This window comes from Sterolibacterium denitrificans (assembly GCF_900174485.1).
Lineage (GTDB): Bacteria > Pseudomonadota > Gammaproteobacteria > Burkholderiales > Rhodocyclaceae > Sterolibacterium > Sterolibacterium denitrificans.
In genome coordinates, this window is the sequence record NZ_LT837803.1 from 2,166,554 (window position 1) to 2,181,518 (window position 14,965).

A 14,965-nucleotide genomic window follows, 5' to 3' on the forward strand; every position below is an offset into this window, starting at 1 on the left:
TCGCGTCATTGCCACATATCGCGGCCGGATGCACCTCCGGACATGGCTAGTCAATCCATGCGAGGTGACTCAACCCCAGTCTTTGCCCTGCGTCCAAAATCATTTCGCGCATTCCCGCATTCGTGGTTTTCCCGCTTTCAACCATGACGGCAGCGTAAGGAATTCCCGCCTCGATCCGATATGCGCGCTCAAAGACCGAAATGAGGATCGATTTCCATTCCCTGCTGTTACCCCAACAGATAATCCGGCCATCGGAAAGCTGACGGCCATGCGGCTTATCATAGGACTTAATGAAGGATGCATCGCCTTGCTCCATACCTATGGCGAGCAGAACTTGCCCCCACCCATCCTGCAACCGGGATCTGAGATACGGTTTGAGTAGCGAATCCTTGATGTACACACGGACTTTTCTTGCGTCCATGAAATGGGAAAGGACTCCGCCCACATCCTTGTCCTTTGTCCAGTTTTCATACCAGGTGGTGCGCTCGATGTCCGAAATTCTTGGCCAGTCCAGCTCATCCGCCTTGGCCCAGATTTTCTGACGAATACGATCCCTGATATCGATTGGCAGCGCCGCGCTCATTGGACCGCTCCTGGTGGAACAGGCATGGGAAAGTTGAACTCTGGCAGTTCCAATCTCGCGTCCCCTTCTCGGTTGAAAAGGTCCGCTTGATCCAGGAGCCACTCGAATATGAAATGACCGGCGCCCCGGTCGGAAAACTGAACCACCCGCTCCACCAGATCGAGTCGCTCCACATCTCCCGTGATTGACTTCTGGAGATCAATGACCTCGGAAATTCGACGTAAATCGCTTACAAAGTCGAGTACGACAACCTTTTTCTTGTTCGGCGCCAAACGCAAGCCTCGACCAAGCTGCTGAACGAAAATGCGTCGGCTGTGCGTGACTCGCATGAACGCCAGCATGTCCACATCCGGCACGTCCACACCCTCGTTAAAGATGTCGACAGTCGTCACCGCGTTGATGATCCCGCGCCGCAAACCGGCCATGGTCTTTTCCCGCTCACGAGGCTCCATCTCCCCGGTTATGAACGCGGACTTGAATCCATATAGGCGCAACATCGCGGCGAAGGTTTTCGCGTGCTCAACGCCCGCGCAAAACACAATGACACTGCGGCGCTCCTCGGTCTTGAAGGTGTCCGCGATAACACGCGCGGCCTCCTCGTCGCGGGTCGGGATCAACAGACGAGTGTTCAACTCCTTGAGTGAGTATTCATGACGCGACTGTTTGCGAACAAATTCCCAATCAATGTTATCCGCCAGCAGACGGTAGTCCGCCTCGCAAAGGAACCCTCGACGCAGCCCCTCGTCGATACCGATTTTCGCGACGGGTTGTCCAAGAATAGTGTCGATGTCGAAGCGATCGCCCCGCCATGGTGTAGCCGTCGCTCCACCCACCATGGGCGCGGCGAGATCATCGATCACGCGTCTGAAGCTTTCCGAACCGATATGGTGAGCCTCGTCAACCCATACAAGGCCGAATTGGGGCAGCGTCCCCAGCCGCGGCAGAACGCTTTGAACCGTCGCGAACGTGATGCCATCCCAGAATGTCGGTTGTTCGCCGCCCACCAGAAGATGGCTGGGGATACTTTTCGGTAGCTGCTGCCAAAATTCACGCTGAAGTTGTTCGACCAGTTCGCGCTTGTCAGCAAGAACCAATATCCGTCCGGAATCGATGACACCATCCCGAAGGAGCTGCGCTGTTGTCTCGGCCATCACCACCGTCTTCCCCAAGCCGGTGGCGAGAACCAATTGGCCCCGTCCTGTTTCCCGAAGCGCGGCACCAAGGCGCTGAACACAATCATCTTGGTAATCGCGTAGATCACGCCGAGCCCTCGGGTACTCCGGGCTACGTCGCATCATTTCGATCAGTGTGCCGGGCGGCAGCGGATCAATACGGATGCCAAGACGCCCCCATCGGTCAATCGCCGTGTTCAGCGCTGGCCCGAAAGCGCGGGATGTCGCTATCGCCAGCCTATCTGCCTCATAGTAACGTGACGCCTCGACCACTTCGTCAACCGCATGGGGGTCGGGATAGCTGTCACTAGTGAACTTGCACTGGATAACCCAGAGCTGCCCATTCTTAACTCCCAGAACATCAGCGCCACGGTCCCCCGAACCGCCGACGATGCGAACATCCTCAAAGGCGTTCTGCACCAGAAGTCGAGCGACATCACGCTCAAAGGCGCGCCAGGAACCATTAAGAAGGCGTCTCGAATCGAGGAAGTAGCCCTCCATGTCACATGTTTCCGTCCGACCCAAGAATGCGGACGGAGAGAGTCGCGCGGATCAACTCGTCCCGATCGCATCGATCAAGATCGCGAGGGCTCTGTGAAGCCAACCAGACAGCATCCGCCAAATATGCATCGTATCGTTCGATCACCCGGTCACGAGCTTCCGCGTTAACTTTTTCATCTCCGTAATCCAAGCTCGCATATGGCTGCGCCCAGAACTTGCCATCGAAAAACAACTCCGGGTGCTGACTCACAAAGGACCGAATATCGGCGGCTTCGGCATATGCGAGGAACTCGCCGGAGTCGACAACCGCCTGCACGCTCGATATACCCGTCGACGCCAGCTTGCGACGAATTCTGTCCTGTGCGGGTTGTGGCAATCCTCCGAACAACGAACCAAACACGCTTACGTCGCCAATGGGGCCAATGGATTGGGCGATTTCCCTAAGGGCCGCGTCGGCGAAGGCAATGATGCTCTTCGGATCAAGTTTCGTGTCATCGGCGTACTCGCCACGGAAATCCGCGAGAATGGTGGCGAATACCGCCGAGTCGGGGCTCGTATCTCGAAGGAACTCATAAGTCTTGAACGCGAGTTCGCAGAGTACCGCGTCCATTGGCGTCATCGTGACTGAACGAAACACCGGATGATCGAGATCGAAGAGAAACAGGAATGTGCGCGTGCCCGGATCCTCGATTTTCAGAATCCAGGGCGACTTGCGCGGAAGATCCGGATCGTTCGCTGTCACCACGAACGCCTCTACCGTGAATTCGACCTTGAGCAAAGGATGCTTGTACACACGGGACAGCTCATGCAACTTCTGACGGACTGGAACCGCAACGGGTTCCGTCTTATTCGTGCCACTCGCCGGTTCGAGTATCTTGTTGTCCGTACCGCCCGCTTCCGAAGCCGAATCGCCCTCGTCGAGAAAGCCATCGGGAGCCGCAGGTGCCGTCGAGCCCGGTCCGGTGGCGATCGGAGTCGCGCCCACGATGCCACGATCCTCCTCCTCCACCAGCGCGTACCACTTCTCGTCCGTTTGGTATTCCGGATCACCCTTGTAGAACAAGTCGGCCATTTCCATGGCGCGTTCGTTGTTCTTGACAGCGAGAATCCGAGACCAACGACCAGTCTTGCCCTGAGGGCTGCTTCGGCGGAAAGCCTGGAATAGACGATACAACGGCGCATCAGGGGGCTCGTACCCCAAGGCGCGAGCCTTCTGAGGCTGCAACGGCCCATCCCCGCGGATTAGGGCAACCATTTCCGCCCAGGACGTGTCATCTCGTTCGAACCGGTCCTTGGTGTAACTCACCCGACAATGGTCAAGATGGACCTCGCCAATAAATCGCCCTCTATTGCGCTGATCGTCGATCGGATATTCGCGTTCGGGTCTCTCGCCGCCGGTCCATACAAACAAATCCTTGTTCTGGACTTCGATGACCCTTCCGTTCCGAACGATGTCTATGCCAAAGTCCTCTTCGTGCATGTAACGCTGCAACCCCACCCAACCATGCAGCCGACGCTTGACCTCGATTGTCTTGCAGTCCGGGCCAGCGGTCGGGCAGCCTTGTTGTCCTGAAAAGGAGATCATGCAGGTCAAACAGTAATGGCGTGAAGGGAGCGCGTAATCGAAACTTTCAACGGCGTGGATCGGCTTTCCATCGCTCCCTTGCACAGACCGGTCCGGGTCCCAGTGACATGGGCGCTTCGCCTGAACGTTCTGGCCATTGAGTTGCAAAGTGAACGAATTTTCCTTGGAAAGGAGGAGCGGCGCGTAGACACGCGCCAACTGTCTACGAATCTTTTGATGATTCGCGTTCTTCGCAAAGTACAGACGCTGATCCGCTTTGAGCTGAAGAATCTTAATTTCCGTTCCGTGCGCCGAAGGATCGGGCTTCGGCCTGGTGAGGCGTGGTGTGTGATAACTCCTAGTGCGACGCAACTCATTGAGATCGATCCGCAAGCCCGTCCATTCCTGATCTCCGGCACGCGTCGCATAAACCTCGGTAACCATGCCCAGGCGCGCGGTGGCGATATTGAAACCCATGCCGAAAAGGCCAAGGTTGTCCAAGGGATTGTTTCCGCTCCAACCGGCCCGAACAGCCCTCTCCAACTGTTCGATTGTCATACCGGGGCCATTGTCCCGGATTGCCACCGCGGCATCGGCCCGATCCTGCGTGGGTAAACTGATCGATACGCACGGCGAGTCAACTGGCTCTCCAGCGCGATGCGAATTGATAAAGGCATCCACCCCGTTGTCAATCAGTTCCGCCAGGCACTTCCATTGGTCGAGATTGATCTCGCCAAGAATCTGGAGAACACGGGGATCGGGAGTCAGATCGAAATCGTTGGCCATGTCAGTCCTTGTCCTTTGATCAATTCTTGATTCGGGTTGGATTCGCGCACGCGCCTAAACTTGCCGCCACGGAGCGAGCCACCACCTCCGCCAGTTTCACCGGCACGGCGTTGCCAAGTTGACGCATGGTTTGACTCCACGAGCCTCGGAATTCGTATTCGTCTGGGAAGGTTTGCAGCCGCGCGGATTCCCGAACCGTGAAATAGCGAACCGTGCCGTCATCCTTCACGAACATGTTTTCGCCGCCCGGGACACCGTGGTATCCGGCCTTCAGCGTCTTCGACGGTTCATCCAAGGCGCTCCCCGTGTGTCCCACGTAAGTTCTGGCTCCCGGGGTGAATACGTGGTTTGGAATTTTGTGATCTCGATCGGATTCCGGGTCGGGAAGATTTCTCAGCGCATCGCGGGTTGTTCGCCAACGGTCAAGCGTTAGCAATTGGGTCGTGGAGCGCAAGAGTTCAACGCGTTTCGCATAGCGTGGCAGAATTTCCGGCCTTTGCTTGCTGCTGATGCCGTGTTCATCCCAATAGGCGCCATCGATCCATTTCGAAATTAGCAACGCATCCTCGGAATGTGTCGGCTCTGGAAAAGACCATCGCGCGCCAATATCGGAACGAAAACCAACTAAAAACACTCGTTGCCGCTTTTGCGGAACGCCATAGTCGGCGGCGTTCAGCACGTTGAACAACACGTTGTACGTCGCCGCTCCTTTGTTAGATGAGTGGTGCTGTTCCAGACGCGCACGGTGCTGCATCCAATTCTCACCTTTGCGCCGTACCAATTCAGGATACTGAAGTTGCAGATGGATGTACGAGAAATACGAGGCGAAGCTCTTGCGCGTGAGCCCTTTGACATTCTCGAAAATAAACGCCCTCGGCATCAATTCGCGTACTGCCCGGACCGCCTCGGGAAACATGTTTCTATCGTCACGCTGTCCTTGATGCTTGCCGCCCATCGAGAATGGCTGACATGGAGGACCTCCAGAGACCACGTCGATATCCCGTCCGAGCAAACTAAAATTGAAGCTCCGCGCGTCAACCTCATGGACAGGCCAACCTTCCACTGCGTGGGTATGGTGACGTTGATTCTCGCGGAATGTCTCGCAAGCGTCGTGATCCCATTCAACGACAGCCGCGTGTTGAAATCCAGCGTTCGCCATGCCGATGGCGAGCCCTCCCGCCCCTGCGAATAGTTCGACGCTACGCATCGAGAAACTCCTTTATTTTTGTCTTGAGCCGAGAGATATCGCTTAACTCGCACTCCCAAATCGTCAGCACACCCCAACCCGCGTCTCGAAGCGCGCTTTCGTTCTTCATGTCACGCTGCCGGTTCGCTTCGAGCTTGGGAAGCCAGAACTCCTGGCGAGATTTTGGCAGTCTGGCCAACGCGCACCCCGCGTGCCTGTGCCAAAAGCAACCATGGACGAATACAACCTTCTTGCGGATACGAAACACCAAGTCTGGTTTGCCCGGCAGATCCTTCGCGTGCAGGCGATATCGATAGCCCATCGCGTGCACCATCCGTCGAATCGTCATTTCCGGCTTGGTGTGGCGCGAGCGCACTCGCCCCATGATTTCCGAACGCCGAGCTGGAGTAACGCTGTCCATATGTCATTTGGACTGGGCAAACAGAGGCCACTGGTCGGCAACATACTTTTCCGCCGCGTCCCGAATGACCCACGCCAACGAGACTTTCTTTTCGCGCGCGATTTGCTCCAACTCAGTGTGAAGCCCCCGCGGAAGGCTTACAGACACCCGAACAATGGGTGGCAAATTCGCTTCATCATCAATCTTTGATTGCTTCATTGGGCACCTCGAACGCAACTATGCACCACATTACACCATATTGCCGCAATATGTATCGGGAATTTTCTTCCTTGTTTTCTCTGTAATTCGCATGCGTCCCGGCGTACCGCCGCCGGGCTCGCGGGCTGCGCCCCGCGCTTCGTGACGAATCGCGGCCATTCGGCTTTGATCCCTGACGCCTCCGGCCTTCTCTGCGTTCCGCGTTCCGGCCTGCGCGCTCCGCTTGCCACCCTCTGCTGTCGGTGTGTGAGAGACGGTCTTGCTGTTCCCCTCAACGTACCACGTCGATCTCGCCGTCAAGGGCGGCGCGCCCTGCCCTGCGGTTGGCCGCTTGCGTCCTGGCGGCCGTCTTCAACCCCTGACCGCTGCGCTGCGCCGTGTTTCGCCGGTTCCGGGCAATCCCGCCCGATTCGAACTGGAGCACGATCATGTCGCAACTTTCCTCTTCTTTCGATTCCTCCCTTCTCGTTCGCGATGTCACTGGCGACTACCGCCCGGCCAAGGCCGACGAAGTGCTGCAGGCAGCGCTGCGCGTGCTGGCCGGACAGATGTACGGCAGCGAGGCGCTGACCTCGCCGGAAGTGGTGCGCGACTTCCTGCGGATCAAACTCGGGACACTGGAACATGAGGTATTCGCGCTCATCCATCTGGATGCGCAGAACCGCGTCATCGACTACGTCGAGATGTTCCGCGGCACAGTGAGTCAGACATCGGTGTATCCGCGCGAGGTGGTCAAGGAGTCGCTGGCGCGCAACTCGGCGGCACTGATCCTGGTGCATAACCACCCTTCCGGTTTAGCCGAGCCATCGCGGGCGGACGAGATGCTGACGCAGACGCTCAAGTCAGCACTGGCCTTGGTGGATGTGCGGGTGCTGGATCACTTGGTAGTCGCTGGTACCAACATCCTGTCGTTCGCGGAACGCGGCCTTCTGTAACCCCAGGGGCCTTGCGCCCTTTTTTGCTGCGCCCGTCGATATTTCAGTTTCGACTCCAGGGGTCGGCTCCGCCCACCCCGCCGCGCGAGCTTGGCGCCCCAAAATCGCCGAACAGGCTGCGCCTGATCGGTTTGCCCACAGGCTCTGCGCTTCTCTTACTCACAGATCGGCAATTCTGATCCTTCCGGATTTAAGTTCGTACTTCCTCCAAGCAATTGCGGAGCGTACTGGGGGCTGGCTTGCTGTTCCCTTCACCTTATCACGGCGTTCTCGCCGTCAAGGTCTGCGCGTGCCTCGCACGCTGGCGTCCTGCGGCCGTCTGCGAACCCTGACTGCTGCGCTGCGCCGTGCTTGTCGCGGTCTCGGGCAATCCTGCCCTGAATCCTTCCAAGGAGAAGACCATGACGAAGCTGATCACCGACGAACAATGCGCGGAACTCCTGGCCAACGGCCGGCAGTCGATTGAGAACGAGGACTTTGACCCACTGCCTGCGGTCAAGCTGTTCACTCCGGATGCCGGCGCCACCTGGCTGCTGACAGAGATCGCCCCGGAAGAGCACGACCACGCGTATGGCTTATGTTGAGCTCAACATAAGCCATATTATGAGTACCGCCACATTATGTTGAGCAGCGTCCTCAACGCGGGAACCAGCAGCAACTTCCCCACACGCTGCTCAACATAACCAGCATGCTCCTGACGTCACATGACGTAAAGGAGATTGGTGATGAAAGAGCAGCAATCGCGTGGCGCCGCCGCGCAAAACCCGGCCGGAGACGATACATCCTGGCCACTGGTTCAGGCGTTCGTGGCCGCCTTGCGGCGGGATAGCCTGAGCGAGGGTTCCATCCGGGGCTTCATTGGCCCGGCCAAGCACTTGCTGGTCTGGCTCGACCAGCAAGGTGTTGAACTGGCAGGCGTGGATGTAGGCCATATCCGGGCGTTCCTGGGCCATGCGTGCGATTGCCTGCGGCCACCGGGCACACGCTATCTGCCTGGCCACATGCAATCGCACACCTTCAGGGCCAGCGTGTTGCGGTTCGTGCAGTTCCTGGAGGACACCGGACGCATCCACAATCCAGCCCGATTCGATGATGGAACTGCGTACCTTGCCGGATTCGCCACCTATCTTGGCGAGCAAGGCTATGCGCCGACGACGGTCGAAAGCTACGAGCGCTGCTGCCGGCACTTCGTGGTCTGGCTTCGCCAGCACCATCTCCGGCTGTGCGACGTAGACGAAGCTGTTCTGCGGCGGTTCTACGTCCACGATTGCATCTGCCCTGGCCTGTATGTGTGCAATGCCGAGCGAGACCAAAACTACCGGACCAAGGTCCAGCGCTTCGCCCGGTTCCTCGCCACCATCGGCGTGATACGCAGTGCTGTGCAGGCCAGCCGTCCCGAAGACGATCGCCTGTGGGCCTTCAAGGACTGGTTGCGACGGCACCGCGGGATTGGCGAAAGCAGCATCGGCCGGTACGCGCAACTGATCACGAGACTGCTGCCGCAGTTGGGTGATGATCCTGGACGGTACGACGCGGCGCTGATCAACCAGGTGTTGTTGGAGAATATGGATGGCGCCTCCCAGGAAGGAGTCCGTCAGTTCTGCGGTGCGCTGAGGATGTATCTGCGGTTCCTGGTGGCAACCGGTGCCTGCCGGCCGGGATTGCAGGGAGCCATCCCCCGCGTTCCGCGTTGGCGCATGGCGACGCTGCCGCGCTACATCCTCCACGATGACGTGGAACGGGTGATCGCCTCATGCGACCCGACCACGCACCGGGGCTTGCGGGATCGCGCGATCCTGTTGCTGCTGGCACGGCTGGCGCTGCGCGGCGGCGACGTGGCCCACCTTCGGCTCGAAGACATCGACTGGAACAATGGCCTGATCCGGGTGTCCGGCAAGACTCGGCACGAAGTGGCCCTGCCGCTTGCGCAGGACGTGGGCGATGCGCTGTTGGCGTACATCGAGCACGCCCGGCCCCAGGTGGATACCGACAAAGTGTTCATCCGGGCCATCGCGCCCTTCAAACCATTCTCTTCATCGTCGCCGATCGCGATCATCGTGCGCGATGCGCTCACACGTGCCGGTATAGACAACGCCAACCTGCGCGGCGCCTATCTGCTGCGGCATTCCGCTGCCACCCACATGCTGCGCTCGGGCGCGACGCTGGAAGCGGTCAGCACAGTGCTGCGCCATCGCTCACCCGAGACGACCACGATCTACGCGAAGGTGGACGCGCCAATGCTCGCGCAGGTGGTGCAGCCCTGGATCGGGAGCGTGCCATGCAAATGAATGATCACGTCACCCGCTACGTCGCCATCAAGCACGGGCTTGGCTACAAGTTTGCCGAGCAGGAGCAGACGCTGCGCAAGTTCGCCGCGTTCGCCGATACCCACGGGGATATCTACGTCAGCAGCAGTCGGATCATCGAATGGGCGGCGACGGCATCGTCGGTTCAACGGTCACGGGAATGGATCAGCGTCGTGCGCGCGTTCTCGGTCTCGATGCACGCCGAGGACGAGCGCCATGAGATCGTTGCGCGCGATGTGTTCGGCCGGGGCCGACGGCAACGCCCACGGCCCCATATCCTGGCCGAGGTGGACATCGGGCGGATCATGCAGGCAGCGCTCTCACTTCCGCCACCGGCCTCGTTGACGCCCTATACCTACCACTACATGATTGGATTGCTGGCCTGCACCGGGCTGCGCGTCTGCGAAGCAGTCGCGCTGCCGGCGGACTACTCGAAGCTGCCGCCGAAGGTGCCAGAGCTGGGGCCGCCGCTGCCGGGCGATCTTGGCCCGGCCATCGTGAAGTCGCAGCAGCCGGTGACGGCCACCTACGCGGCCCCCGGCCACGACCCCAACGATGCGCTGCGCAAGGAAGCCGAAGCGGCGGCGGCCTCGTCGGTGTTCTTCCGCTCAGGGTCGCAGGCCGCGCCGGTGGCGCAGACGCAGGTGGCCGCCGCGCCGGGCTTCGCCGCCAATGCGGCCTTCGACCCGCTGGCGGCTGGCCCGGCCTCGACGGCGGCCCAGCCTGCCGACCCCACCGCCGTGCAGAACCGGCAAGACCAGAAAGAGGCTTTCCAGAAAGCCGGAACCACGGAAACCCGCAATTCCGGCAATCTGACCCTGCCGGCTTCGCCGTATCAGGTCATGGCCGGAACGGTGGTCGCCGGGGCGCTGGTGACGGGCATCAAGTCGGACTTGCCGGGCGACGTGATCGCCACGGTGACGGAGCCGGTCTATGACACCGCCACCGGCAAGTTCCTGCTGATCCCGCAGGGTTCCCGCATCCTGGGCAAATACAACAGCCAGGTCAGCTACGGGCAGAGCCGCGTGCAAGTGGTGTGGAACCGGATCATCCTGCCCGACACGTCTTCGCTCACGCTCGACAACTTGGCCGGCACCGACCCGGCCGGCTATGCCGGCCTGGAGGATGACGTGGATTGGCATTGGGGCCGCATCTTCGCCGGCGCGGCGCTAACGACGCTGCTGGGTGTCGGTGCCGAGCTGGCCGCACCGGAGAACCGGCAGGACGGTGATCGCATCATCATCGCCGGGCGCGACAGCGCCCAGGACAGCATCAACCAGGTCGGCCAGGAGATGACCCGGCGCAACATGAACATCCAGCCGACGCTGACCGAGCGGCCGGGCCTGCCGGTTCGCATCATCGTCAACCGGGATCTGGTGCTGCGGCCGTACCAGCCGCTGTTCTTCAACCGGGGGACTTCACGATGAGCACGACCAAGAAGCTGCGGCTCGGCCCACTGCCGAAGACCGAGAGCACCAAGCTCACTTTCGTTTGCCCGACCAGCTTGAAAGCCGACCTCGACCGCTACGCCGCGCTACACGCGCAGGCGTATGGCGAGGCGGTCGATGCGGCAACGCTGATCCCGCACATGCTGGAGGCATTCATGGCACGGGATCGTGGATTCAAATCGTCGCAAGCACGCCCCCAGTCCCCTTCACTCCAAAAAACTGAAAGGCCTGAAAAGCCGGGCGTAATTACGCCCTGACGCGACCGTGCAAGTTTTCGATAGACGCTGGTACGGGCACCATGTAGGCAACAAGTCGCCGACCCCAGGACGGTGACTGCATGGGGAGCCGGTTATGAATCGCGACGTCAGAACGAGTAAGACCTCTTCCAACTCAGAACACTGCGATACTTCCGAACGACAGCCATTGCCTGTCTCGGCCCAATATCGGCGCACAGTTCGCCGTAGCGAGCTGCGCCAGATGGTGCCGCTGGCAGACACCACCATTTATGAAATGGAGCGTCGCGGCGATTTCCCAAGGCGATTCAATTTGACGGCTCGCTGCGTTGTCTGGGATTTGGCCGAGGTGGAGACCTGGTTGGCCGAACGCCGCCTAGCGTCCGAACAGGCGCAAATCAAACGAGCGCCCTCCCCCGGTGTGCGCCAGCGAAAAACTCGCCCCGTCAGATCGCCTGTGTCGTCATGACCGGCATCGAGGGCGGTAGCAGCGTCGGCGTGTGAGGCTTGCCCGCGACCCAAGCATCGATCATGTCAGCCCACTCCTGAAGCATGTGGCGCCGCTGCTCGGCATACTCGGCTTTGTTGTAGATGCCGCGCGAAGAGCGGCCGTCTTCGTGAGCCAGACACTTCTCGATCCAGTCGCTATTGAAGCCCAATTCATTGAGGATCGTCGAACCAGTGCGCCGAAGGTCGTGCACCGTGAAGGGATCAAGAGCCAATCCGTTGGCCTTGGCCCTTTCGGCAATCAACTGGGTGACGCGGTTGAGCGTGGCATTGGACATGCACTTATCTGCGTCGTAGCGCGATGGGATCAGGTAGCGTGATCCGCCGGCACAGGTTCGCAAAGCCACCATGATGTCGAGGGCTTGCTGCGAGAGATAGATGTTGTGCGGTTTGGATGTCTTCATGCGCTCCTTGGGAATGCTCCAGACAGCCTTCTCGAAATCCACTTCATCCCACGTCGCATGGATCAGTTCGCCTTTGCGCACCAGCGTCAGCAGTATCAGGCGCAGACCAAGTTTGATCGTCGGATAGGACGCAACATGCTCCATCTGCGAGAACATGATTCGAATCTCACTGGGTGAGAGCGCGCGATCCTTCGGCACGAAGGTGGCTATCGACGACGGCCCGACATCGTCCGCAGGGTTGGCCACTTTCTCACCATGCAGAATGGCAAAGCCGTAGACTTGTTTGACAATGTCGCGCACATGAACAGCCGTAGCCGGTGCGCCCCGTGCCTTGACCTTGTTGCATAGGTCACGCAGGTCGTTTGCAGTGATTTCGGTCAGCAGTCGATTCTGAAAGACGGGGAGGATGTCGCGATCCAAGATGCTCTGACGCATCGAACGCGTACTGTCGGCCATACGCGCCTCCTCCGCCCACCTGACGGTAAATTCTCCGAAGGTTTTTGCTTCAGCTACGCGACGCTTCTGTCGCTGCTTCTCCTGCGAGGGAGACGCCCCCTCGGAAACCGCACGGCGAGCTTCGATGCAACGTTCCCGCGCCTTGGCCAGGGAAATGCCACTTGGCCCGTAGCGCCCGATTGTGAGCGTTTCCCGGCGGCCGTTGAGCCGGTAGTCGTAGCGAAAGGTGATGGTTCCGGCCGGGGAAACAGTGACGTACATCCCGTCCCGGTCGGCCACTTTGTACATGGCTACCTGAGGCTTGAGGTTCTTCAGCGCGGTATCGGTAAGCATGGCGTTCTCCTGTACGGGAACGTTTTTACCGTCACCCGCGATTCAGACTACACACCCGCTTGAAATCCGCATGAAATCTAGCGTTTCGCCAGAATTTTTACCGTCACACATCAAAAACGGGCTGACGGTAAAAATTGTAGTACATCAGGAGGCCTTCTGGCTACCGTCGGATTTACCGTCATCTCGATCCGCTTGCCAGCGATAGATGACGATAGATATTGGTATATTTTATGTTTGTTTTTAGCACGTTACATAAACTTATCGATAGATTCCGATAGACCGGGAAGGCACTGGAATTATTCCCACTCTATCGTCGCCGGCGGCTTGCCCGAGATGTCGTACACCACGCGATTGATGCCGCGCACTTCGTTGATGATGCGGTTGGCGACCTTACCGAGCAGGCTGTGGGGCAGTTCGGCCCAGTGGGCGGTCATGAAGTCCTGGGTCTGCACGGCGCGCAGGGCGACGACGTATTCGTAGGTGCGGCCATCGCCCATCACGCCCACGCTCTTTACCGGCAAGAAGACGACGAAAGCCTGGCTGACCTTGTCGTACCAGTCGGCGGCGCGCAGTTCGTCGATGAAGATGGCGTCGGCCTGGCGCAGCAGGTCGGCGAATTCGGCTTTGACTTCACCGAGGATACGCACGCCCAGACCGGGGCCGGGGAAGGGATGGCGGTAGACCATGTCGTGCGGCAGGCCGAGCGCCACGCCGAGTTCGCGCACTTCGTCCTTGAACAGGTCGCGCAGTGGTTCGAGCAGCTTCAGGCCGAGGGTTTCGGGCAGGCCGCCGACGTTGTGGTGGCTCTTGATGGTGTGCGCCTTCTTGTTCTTGGCGCCGCCGGATTCGATCACGTCGGGGTAGATGGTGCCCTGCGCCAGCCATTTCGCGTTCGGCAGTTTCTTCGCCTCGGCCTGGAAGACTTCGACGAACTCGCGGCCGATGATCTTGCGCTTCTGCTCGGGGTCGGTGACGCCCTTCAGGTGACCCATGAACTGTTCGGCGGCATCGACGTGCACGACCTTGGCGTGCAGCCGGCCGGCGAACATTTCCATGACCATCTTGCCTTCGTTCAGGCGCAGCAGGCCGTGGTCGACGAACACGCAGGTGAGCTGATCGCCGATGGCGCGGTGGATCAGCGCAGCGGCCACCGAGGAATCGACGCCGCCCGACAGGCCGAGGATGACCTCCTCGTCGCCGACCTGCTCGCGGATCTTCTGCACCGCTTCCGCGATGTAGTCGGGCATGTTCCAGTCGTGGCCGCAGCCGCAGATGTCGTGCACGAAGCGGGCGATGATTTCCTTGCCCTTGAGCGTATGCGTGACCTCCGGGTGGAACTGCACGCCGTAGAAGCGGCGCGCCTCGTCGGCCATGGCGGCGATCGGGGTGGAGTCGTTGCTGCCGATGACTTTGAAGCCGGACGGCAGTCCGGTGACCTTGTCGCCGTGGCTCATCCACACGTCGAGCAGGCCGTGGCCTTCGGCGTTGGTGCGGTCCTCGATGCCCTCGAACAGCTTCGAGTGGCCACGCGCGCGCATCTCGGCGTAGCCGAATTCGCGATGGTTCGAGCTCTCGACCTTGCCGCCGAGCTGGCTGGCCATGGTCTGCATGCCGTAGCAGATGCCCAGTACCGGCACGCCGAGCTCGAACACGGCCTGCGGCGCGCGCCAGTCCTCGGCTTCATACACCGAGTTCGGGCCGCCGGACAGGATCACCCCATGCGCGCCGAAACCACGCACGAATTCGTCGGACACGTCGAAAGGATGCAACTCGCAATACACCTGCTGCTCGCGCACGCGGCGGGCGATCAACTGGCTGACCTGGGAACCGAAATCGAGGATAAGTATTTTCTGGTGGCTCATGGGAATTTTGGGAGTTTTGAGTGTTTCCGTCACGCTGTCACTGGAAGCAACAAGGGCGGCACGCGGCCGC

General features: G+C 59.8%; 13 protein-coding genes and 2 pseudogenes. 6 read left to right on the forward strand and 9 right to left on the reverse strand.

Annotated features, from left to right (window positions below):
* Positions 1–46 precede the first annotated feature (46 nt).
* The 7 genes from SDENCHOL_RS09820 to SDENCHOL_RS09850 all read right to left on the reverse strand — a co-directional run bounded on the left by SDENCHOL_RS09820 (position 47) and on the right by SDENCHOL_RS09850 (position 6,841).
* Positions 47–583: a hypothetical protein gene (locus tag SDENCHOL_RS09820; protein ID WP_154717068.1), complete on the reverse strand. Its 537-nt coding sequence runs from the start codon at positions 581–583 to the stop codon at positions 47–49.
* Complete coding sequence (locus tag SDENCHOL_RS09825) at positions 580–2,256, reverse strand: DEAD/DEAH box helicase family protein (RefSeq protein ID WP_154717069.1); 1,677 nt, start codon at positions 2,254–2,256, stop codon at positions 580–582. The genes SDENCHOL_RS09820 and SDENCHOL_RS09825 overlap by 4 nt, the downstream gene beginning before the upstream one ends.
* Before the next feature lies 1 nt (position 2,257).
* Positions 2,258–4,606: an ATP-binding protein gene (locus tag SDENCHOL_RS09830; RefSeq protein WP_154717070.1), complete on the reverse strand. Its 2,349-nt coding sequence runs from the start codon at positions 4,604–4,606 to the stop codon at positions 2,258–2,260.
* Positions 4,607–4,625: 19 nt separating this feature from the next.
* Positions 4,626–5,813 carry a DNA cytosine methyltransferase gene (locus SDENCHOL_RS09835; protein ID WP_154717071.1) on the reverse strand — a complete coding sequence of 396 codons (1,188 nt, stop codon included), beginning with the start codon at positions 5,811–5,813 and terminating at the stop codon, positions 4,626–4,628.
* Positions 5,806–6,213 carry a very short patch repair endonuclease gene (locus SDENCHOL_RS09840; protein ID WP_154717072.1) on the reverse strand — a complete coding sequence of 136 codons (408 nt, stop codon included), beginning with the start codon at positions 6,211–6,213 and terminating at the stop codon, positions 5,806–5,808. The genes SDENCHOL_RS09835 and SDENCHOL_RS09840 overlap by 8 nt, the downstream gene beginning before the upstream one ends.
* A gap of 3 nt (positions 6,214–6,216) precedes the next feature.
* Positions 6,217–6,411, reverse strand: a complete 195-nt coding sequence (locus SDENCHOL_RS14730) for a ribbon-helix-helix domain-containing protein (protein WP_154717073.1) — start codon at positions 6,409–6,411, stop codon at positions 6,217–6,219.
* Between the two features lie 271 nt (positions 6,412–6,682).
* The gene (locus SDENCHOL_RS09850) at positions 6,683–6,841 is read right to left on the reverse strand and encodes a hypothetical protein (RefSeq protein ID WP_154717074.1); all 159 of its coding nucleotides are present in this window, start codon (positions 6,839–6,841) and stop codon (positions 6,683–6,685) included.
* Between SDENCHOL_RS09850 and radC the strand changes: the two genes are divergently transcribed.
* The 6 genes and pseudogenes from radC (at position 6,840) to SDENCHOL_RS14515 (ending at position 11,802) form a co-directional block, all read left to right on the forward strand.
* Positions 6,840–7,346, forward strand: coding sequence for a RadC family protein (gene radC, locus SDENCHOL_RS09855; protein WP_154717075.1), 507 nt, complete (start codon positions 6,840–6,842; stop codon positions 7,344–7,346). The two genes, SDENCHOL_RS09850 and radC, sit on opposite strands and share 2 nt — an antisense overlap.
* A 401-nt stretch (positions 7,347–7,747) precedes the next feature.
* Positions 7,748–7,927, forward strand: a pseudogene (locus tag SDENCHOL_RS09860) (DUF2958 domain-containing protein); the annotation flags it as partial.
* Between the two features lie 144 nt (positions 7,928–8,071).
* Entirely contained in the window at positions 8,072–9,634 is a 1,563-nt protein-coding gene (locus SDENCHOL_RS09865; RefSeq protein WP_197706895.1) for a tyrosine-type recombinase/integrase, read from the forward strand.
* 431 nt (positions 9,635–10,065) lie between these two features.
* Positions 10,066–11,079 (forward strand): annotated as a pseudogene (locus tag SDENCHOL_RS09870) (TrbI/VirB10 family protein); the annotation flags it as partial.
* Positions 11,076–11,357: a DUF2274 domain-containing protein gene (locus SDENCHOL_RS09875; RefSeq protein WP_154717077.1), complete on the forward strand. Its 282-nt coding sequence runs from the start codon at positions 11,076–11,078 to the stop codon at positions 11,355–11,357. The pseudogene SDENCHOL_RS09870 and the gene SDENCHOL_RS09875, both read left to right, overlap by 4 nt.
* A 94-nt stretch (positions 11,358–11,451) precedes the next feature.
* Positions 11,452–11,802: a helix-turn-helix transcriptional regulator gene (locus tag SDENCHOL_RS14515; RefSeq protein ID WP_154717078.1), complete on the forward strand. Its 351-nt coding sequence runs from the start codon at positions 11,452–11,454 to the stop codon at positions 11,800–11,802.
* On the opposite strand, the gene SDENCHOL_RS09885 is transcribed toward SDENCHOL_RS14515, so the two are convergent.
* Entirely contained in the window at positions 11,780–13,033 is a 1,254-nt protein-coding gene (locus SDENCHOL_RS09885; protein WP_154717079.1) for a tyrosine-type recombinase/integrase, read from the reverse strand. The two genes, SDENCHOL_RS14515 and SDENCHOL_RS09885, sit on opposite strands and share 23 nt — an antisense overlap.
* Positions 13,034–13,329: 296 nt before the next feature.
* A complete protein-coding gene (guaA, locus tag SDENCHOL_RS09890; RefSeq protein WP_154717080.1) occupies positions 13,330–14,895 on the reverse strand; it encodes a glutamine-hydrolyzing GMP synthase in 1,566 nt (521 codons plus the stop codon).
* Positions 14,896–14,965 lie beyond the last annotated feature (70 nt).

Coding starts and splice junctions, on each gene's coding strand:
- SDENCHOL_RS09820 (WP_154717068.1), bottom strand. CDS start 583: ATGAGCGCGGCGCTGCCAATCGATATCAGGGATCGTATTCGTCAGAAA.
- SDENCHOL_RS09825 (WP_154717069.1), bottom strand. CDS start 2,256: ATGGAGGGCTACTTCCTCGATTCGAGACGCCTTCTTAATGGTTCCTGG.
- SDENCHOL_RS09830 (WP_154717070.1), bottom strand. CDS start 4,606: ATGGCCAACGATTTCGATCTGACTCCCGATCCCCGTGTTCTCCAGATT.
- SDENCHOL_RS09835 (WP_154717071.1), bottom strand. CDS start 5,813: ATGCGTAGCGTCGAACTATTCGCAGGGGCGGGAGGGCTCGCCATCGGC.
- SDENCHOL_RS09840 (WP_154717072.1), bottom strand. CDS start 6,213: ATGGACAGCGTTACTCCAGCTCGGCGTTCGGAAATCATGGGGCGAGTG.
- SDENCHOL_RS14730 (WP_154717073.1), bottom strand. CDS start 6,411: ATGAAGCAATCAAAGATTGATGATGAAGCGAATTTGCCACCCATTGTT.
- radC (WP_154717075.1), top strand. CDS start 6,840: ATGTCGCAACTTTCCTCTTCTTTCGATTCCTCCCTTCTCGTTCGCGAT.
- SDENCHOL_RS09850 (WP_154717074.1), bottom strand. CDS start 6,841: ATGATCGTGCTCCAGTTCGAATCGGGCGGGATTGCCCGGAACCGGCGA.
- SDENCHOL_RS09865 (WP_197706895.1), top strand. CDS start 8,072: ATGAAAGAGCAGCAATCGCGTGGCGCCGCCGCGCAAAACCCGGCCGGA.
- SDENCHOL_RS09875 (WP_154717077.1), top strand. CDS start 11,076: ATGAGCACGACCAAGAAGCTGCGGCTCGGCCCACTGCCGAAGACCGAG.
- SDENCHOL_RS14515 (WP_154717078.1), top strand. CDS start 11,452: ATGAATCGCGACGTCAGAACGAGTAAGACCTCTTCCAACTCAGAACAC.
- SDENCHOL_RS09885 (WP_154717079.1), bottom strand. CDS start 13,033: ATGCTTACCGATACCGCGCTGAAGAACCTCAAGCCTCAGGTAGCCATG.
- guaA (WP_154717080.1), bottom strand. CDS start 14,895: ATGAGCCACCAGAAAATACTTATCCTCGATTTCGGTTCCCAGGTCAGC.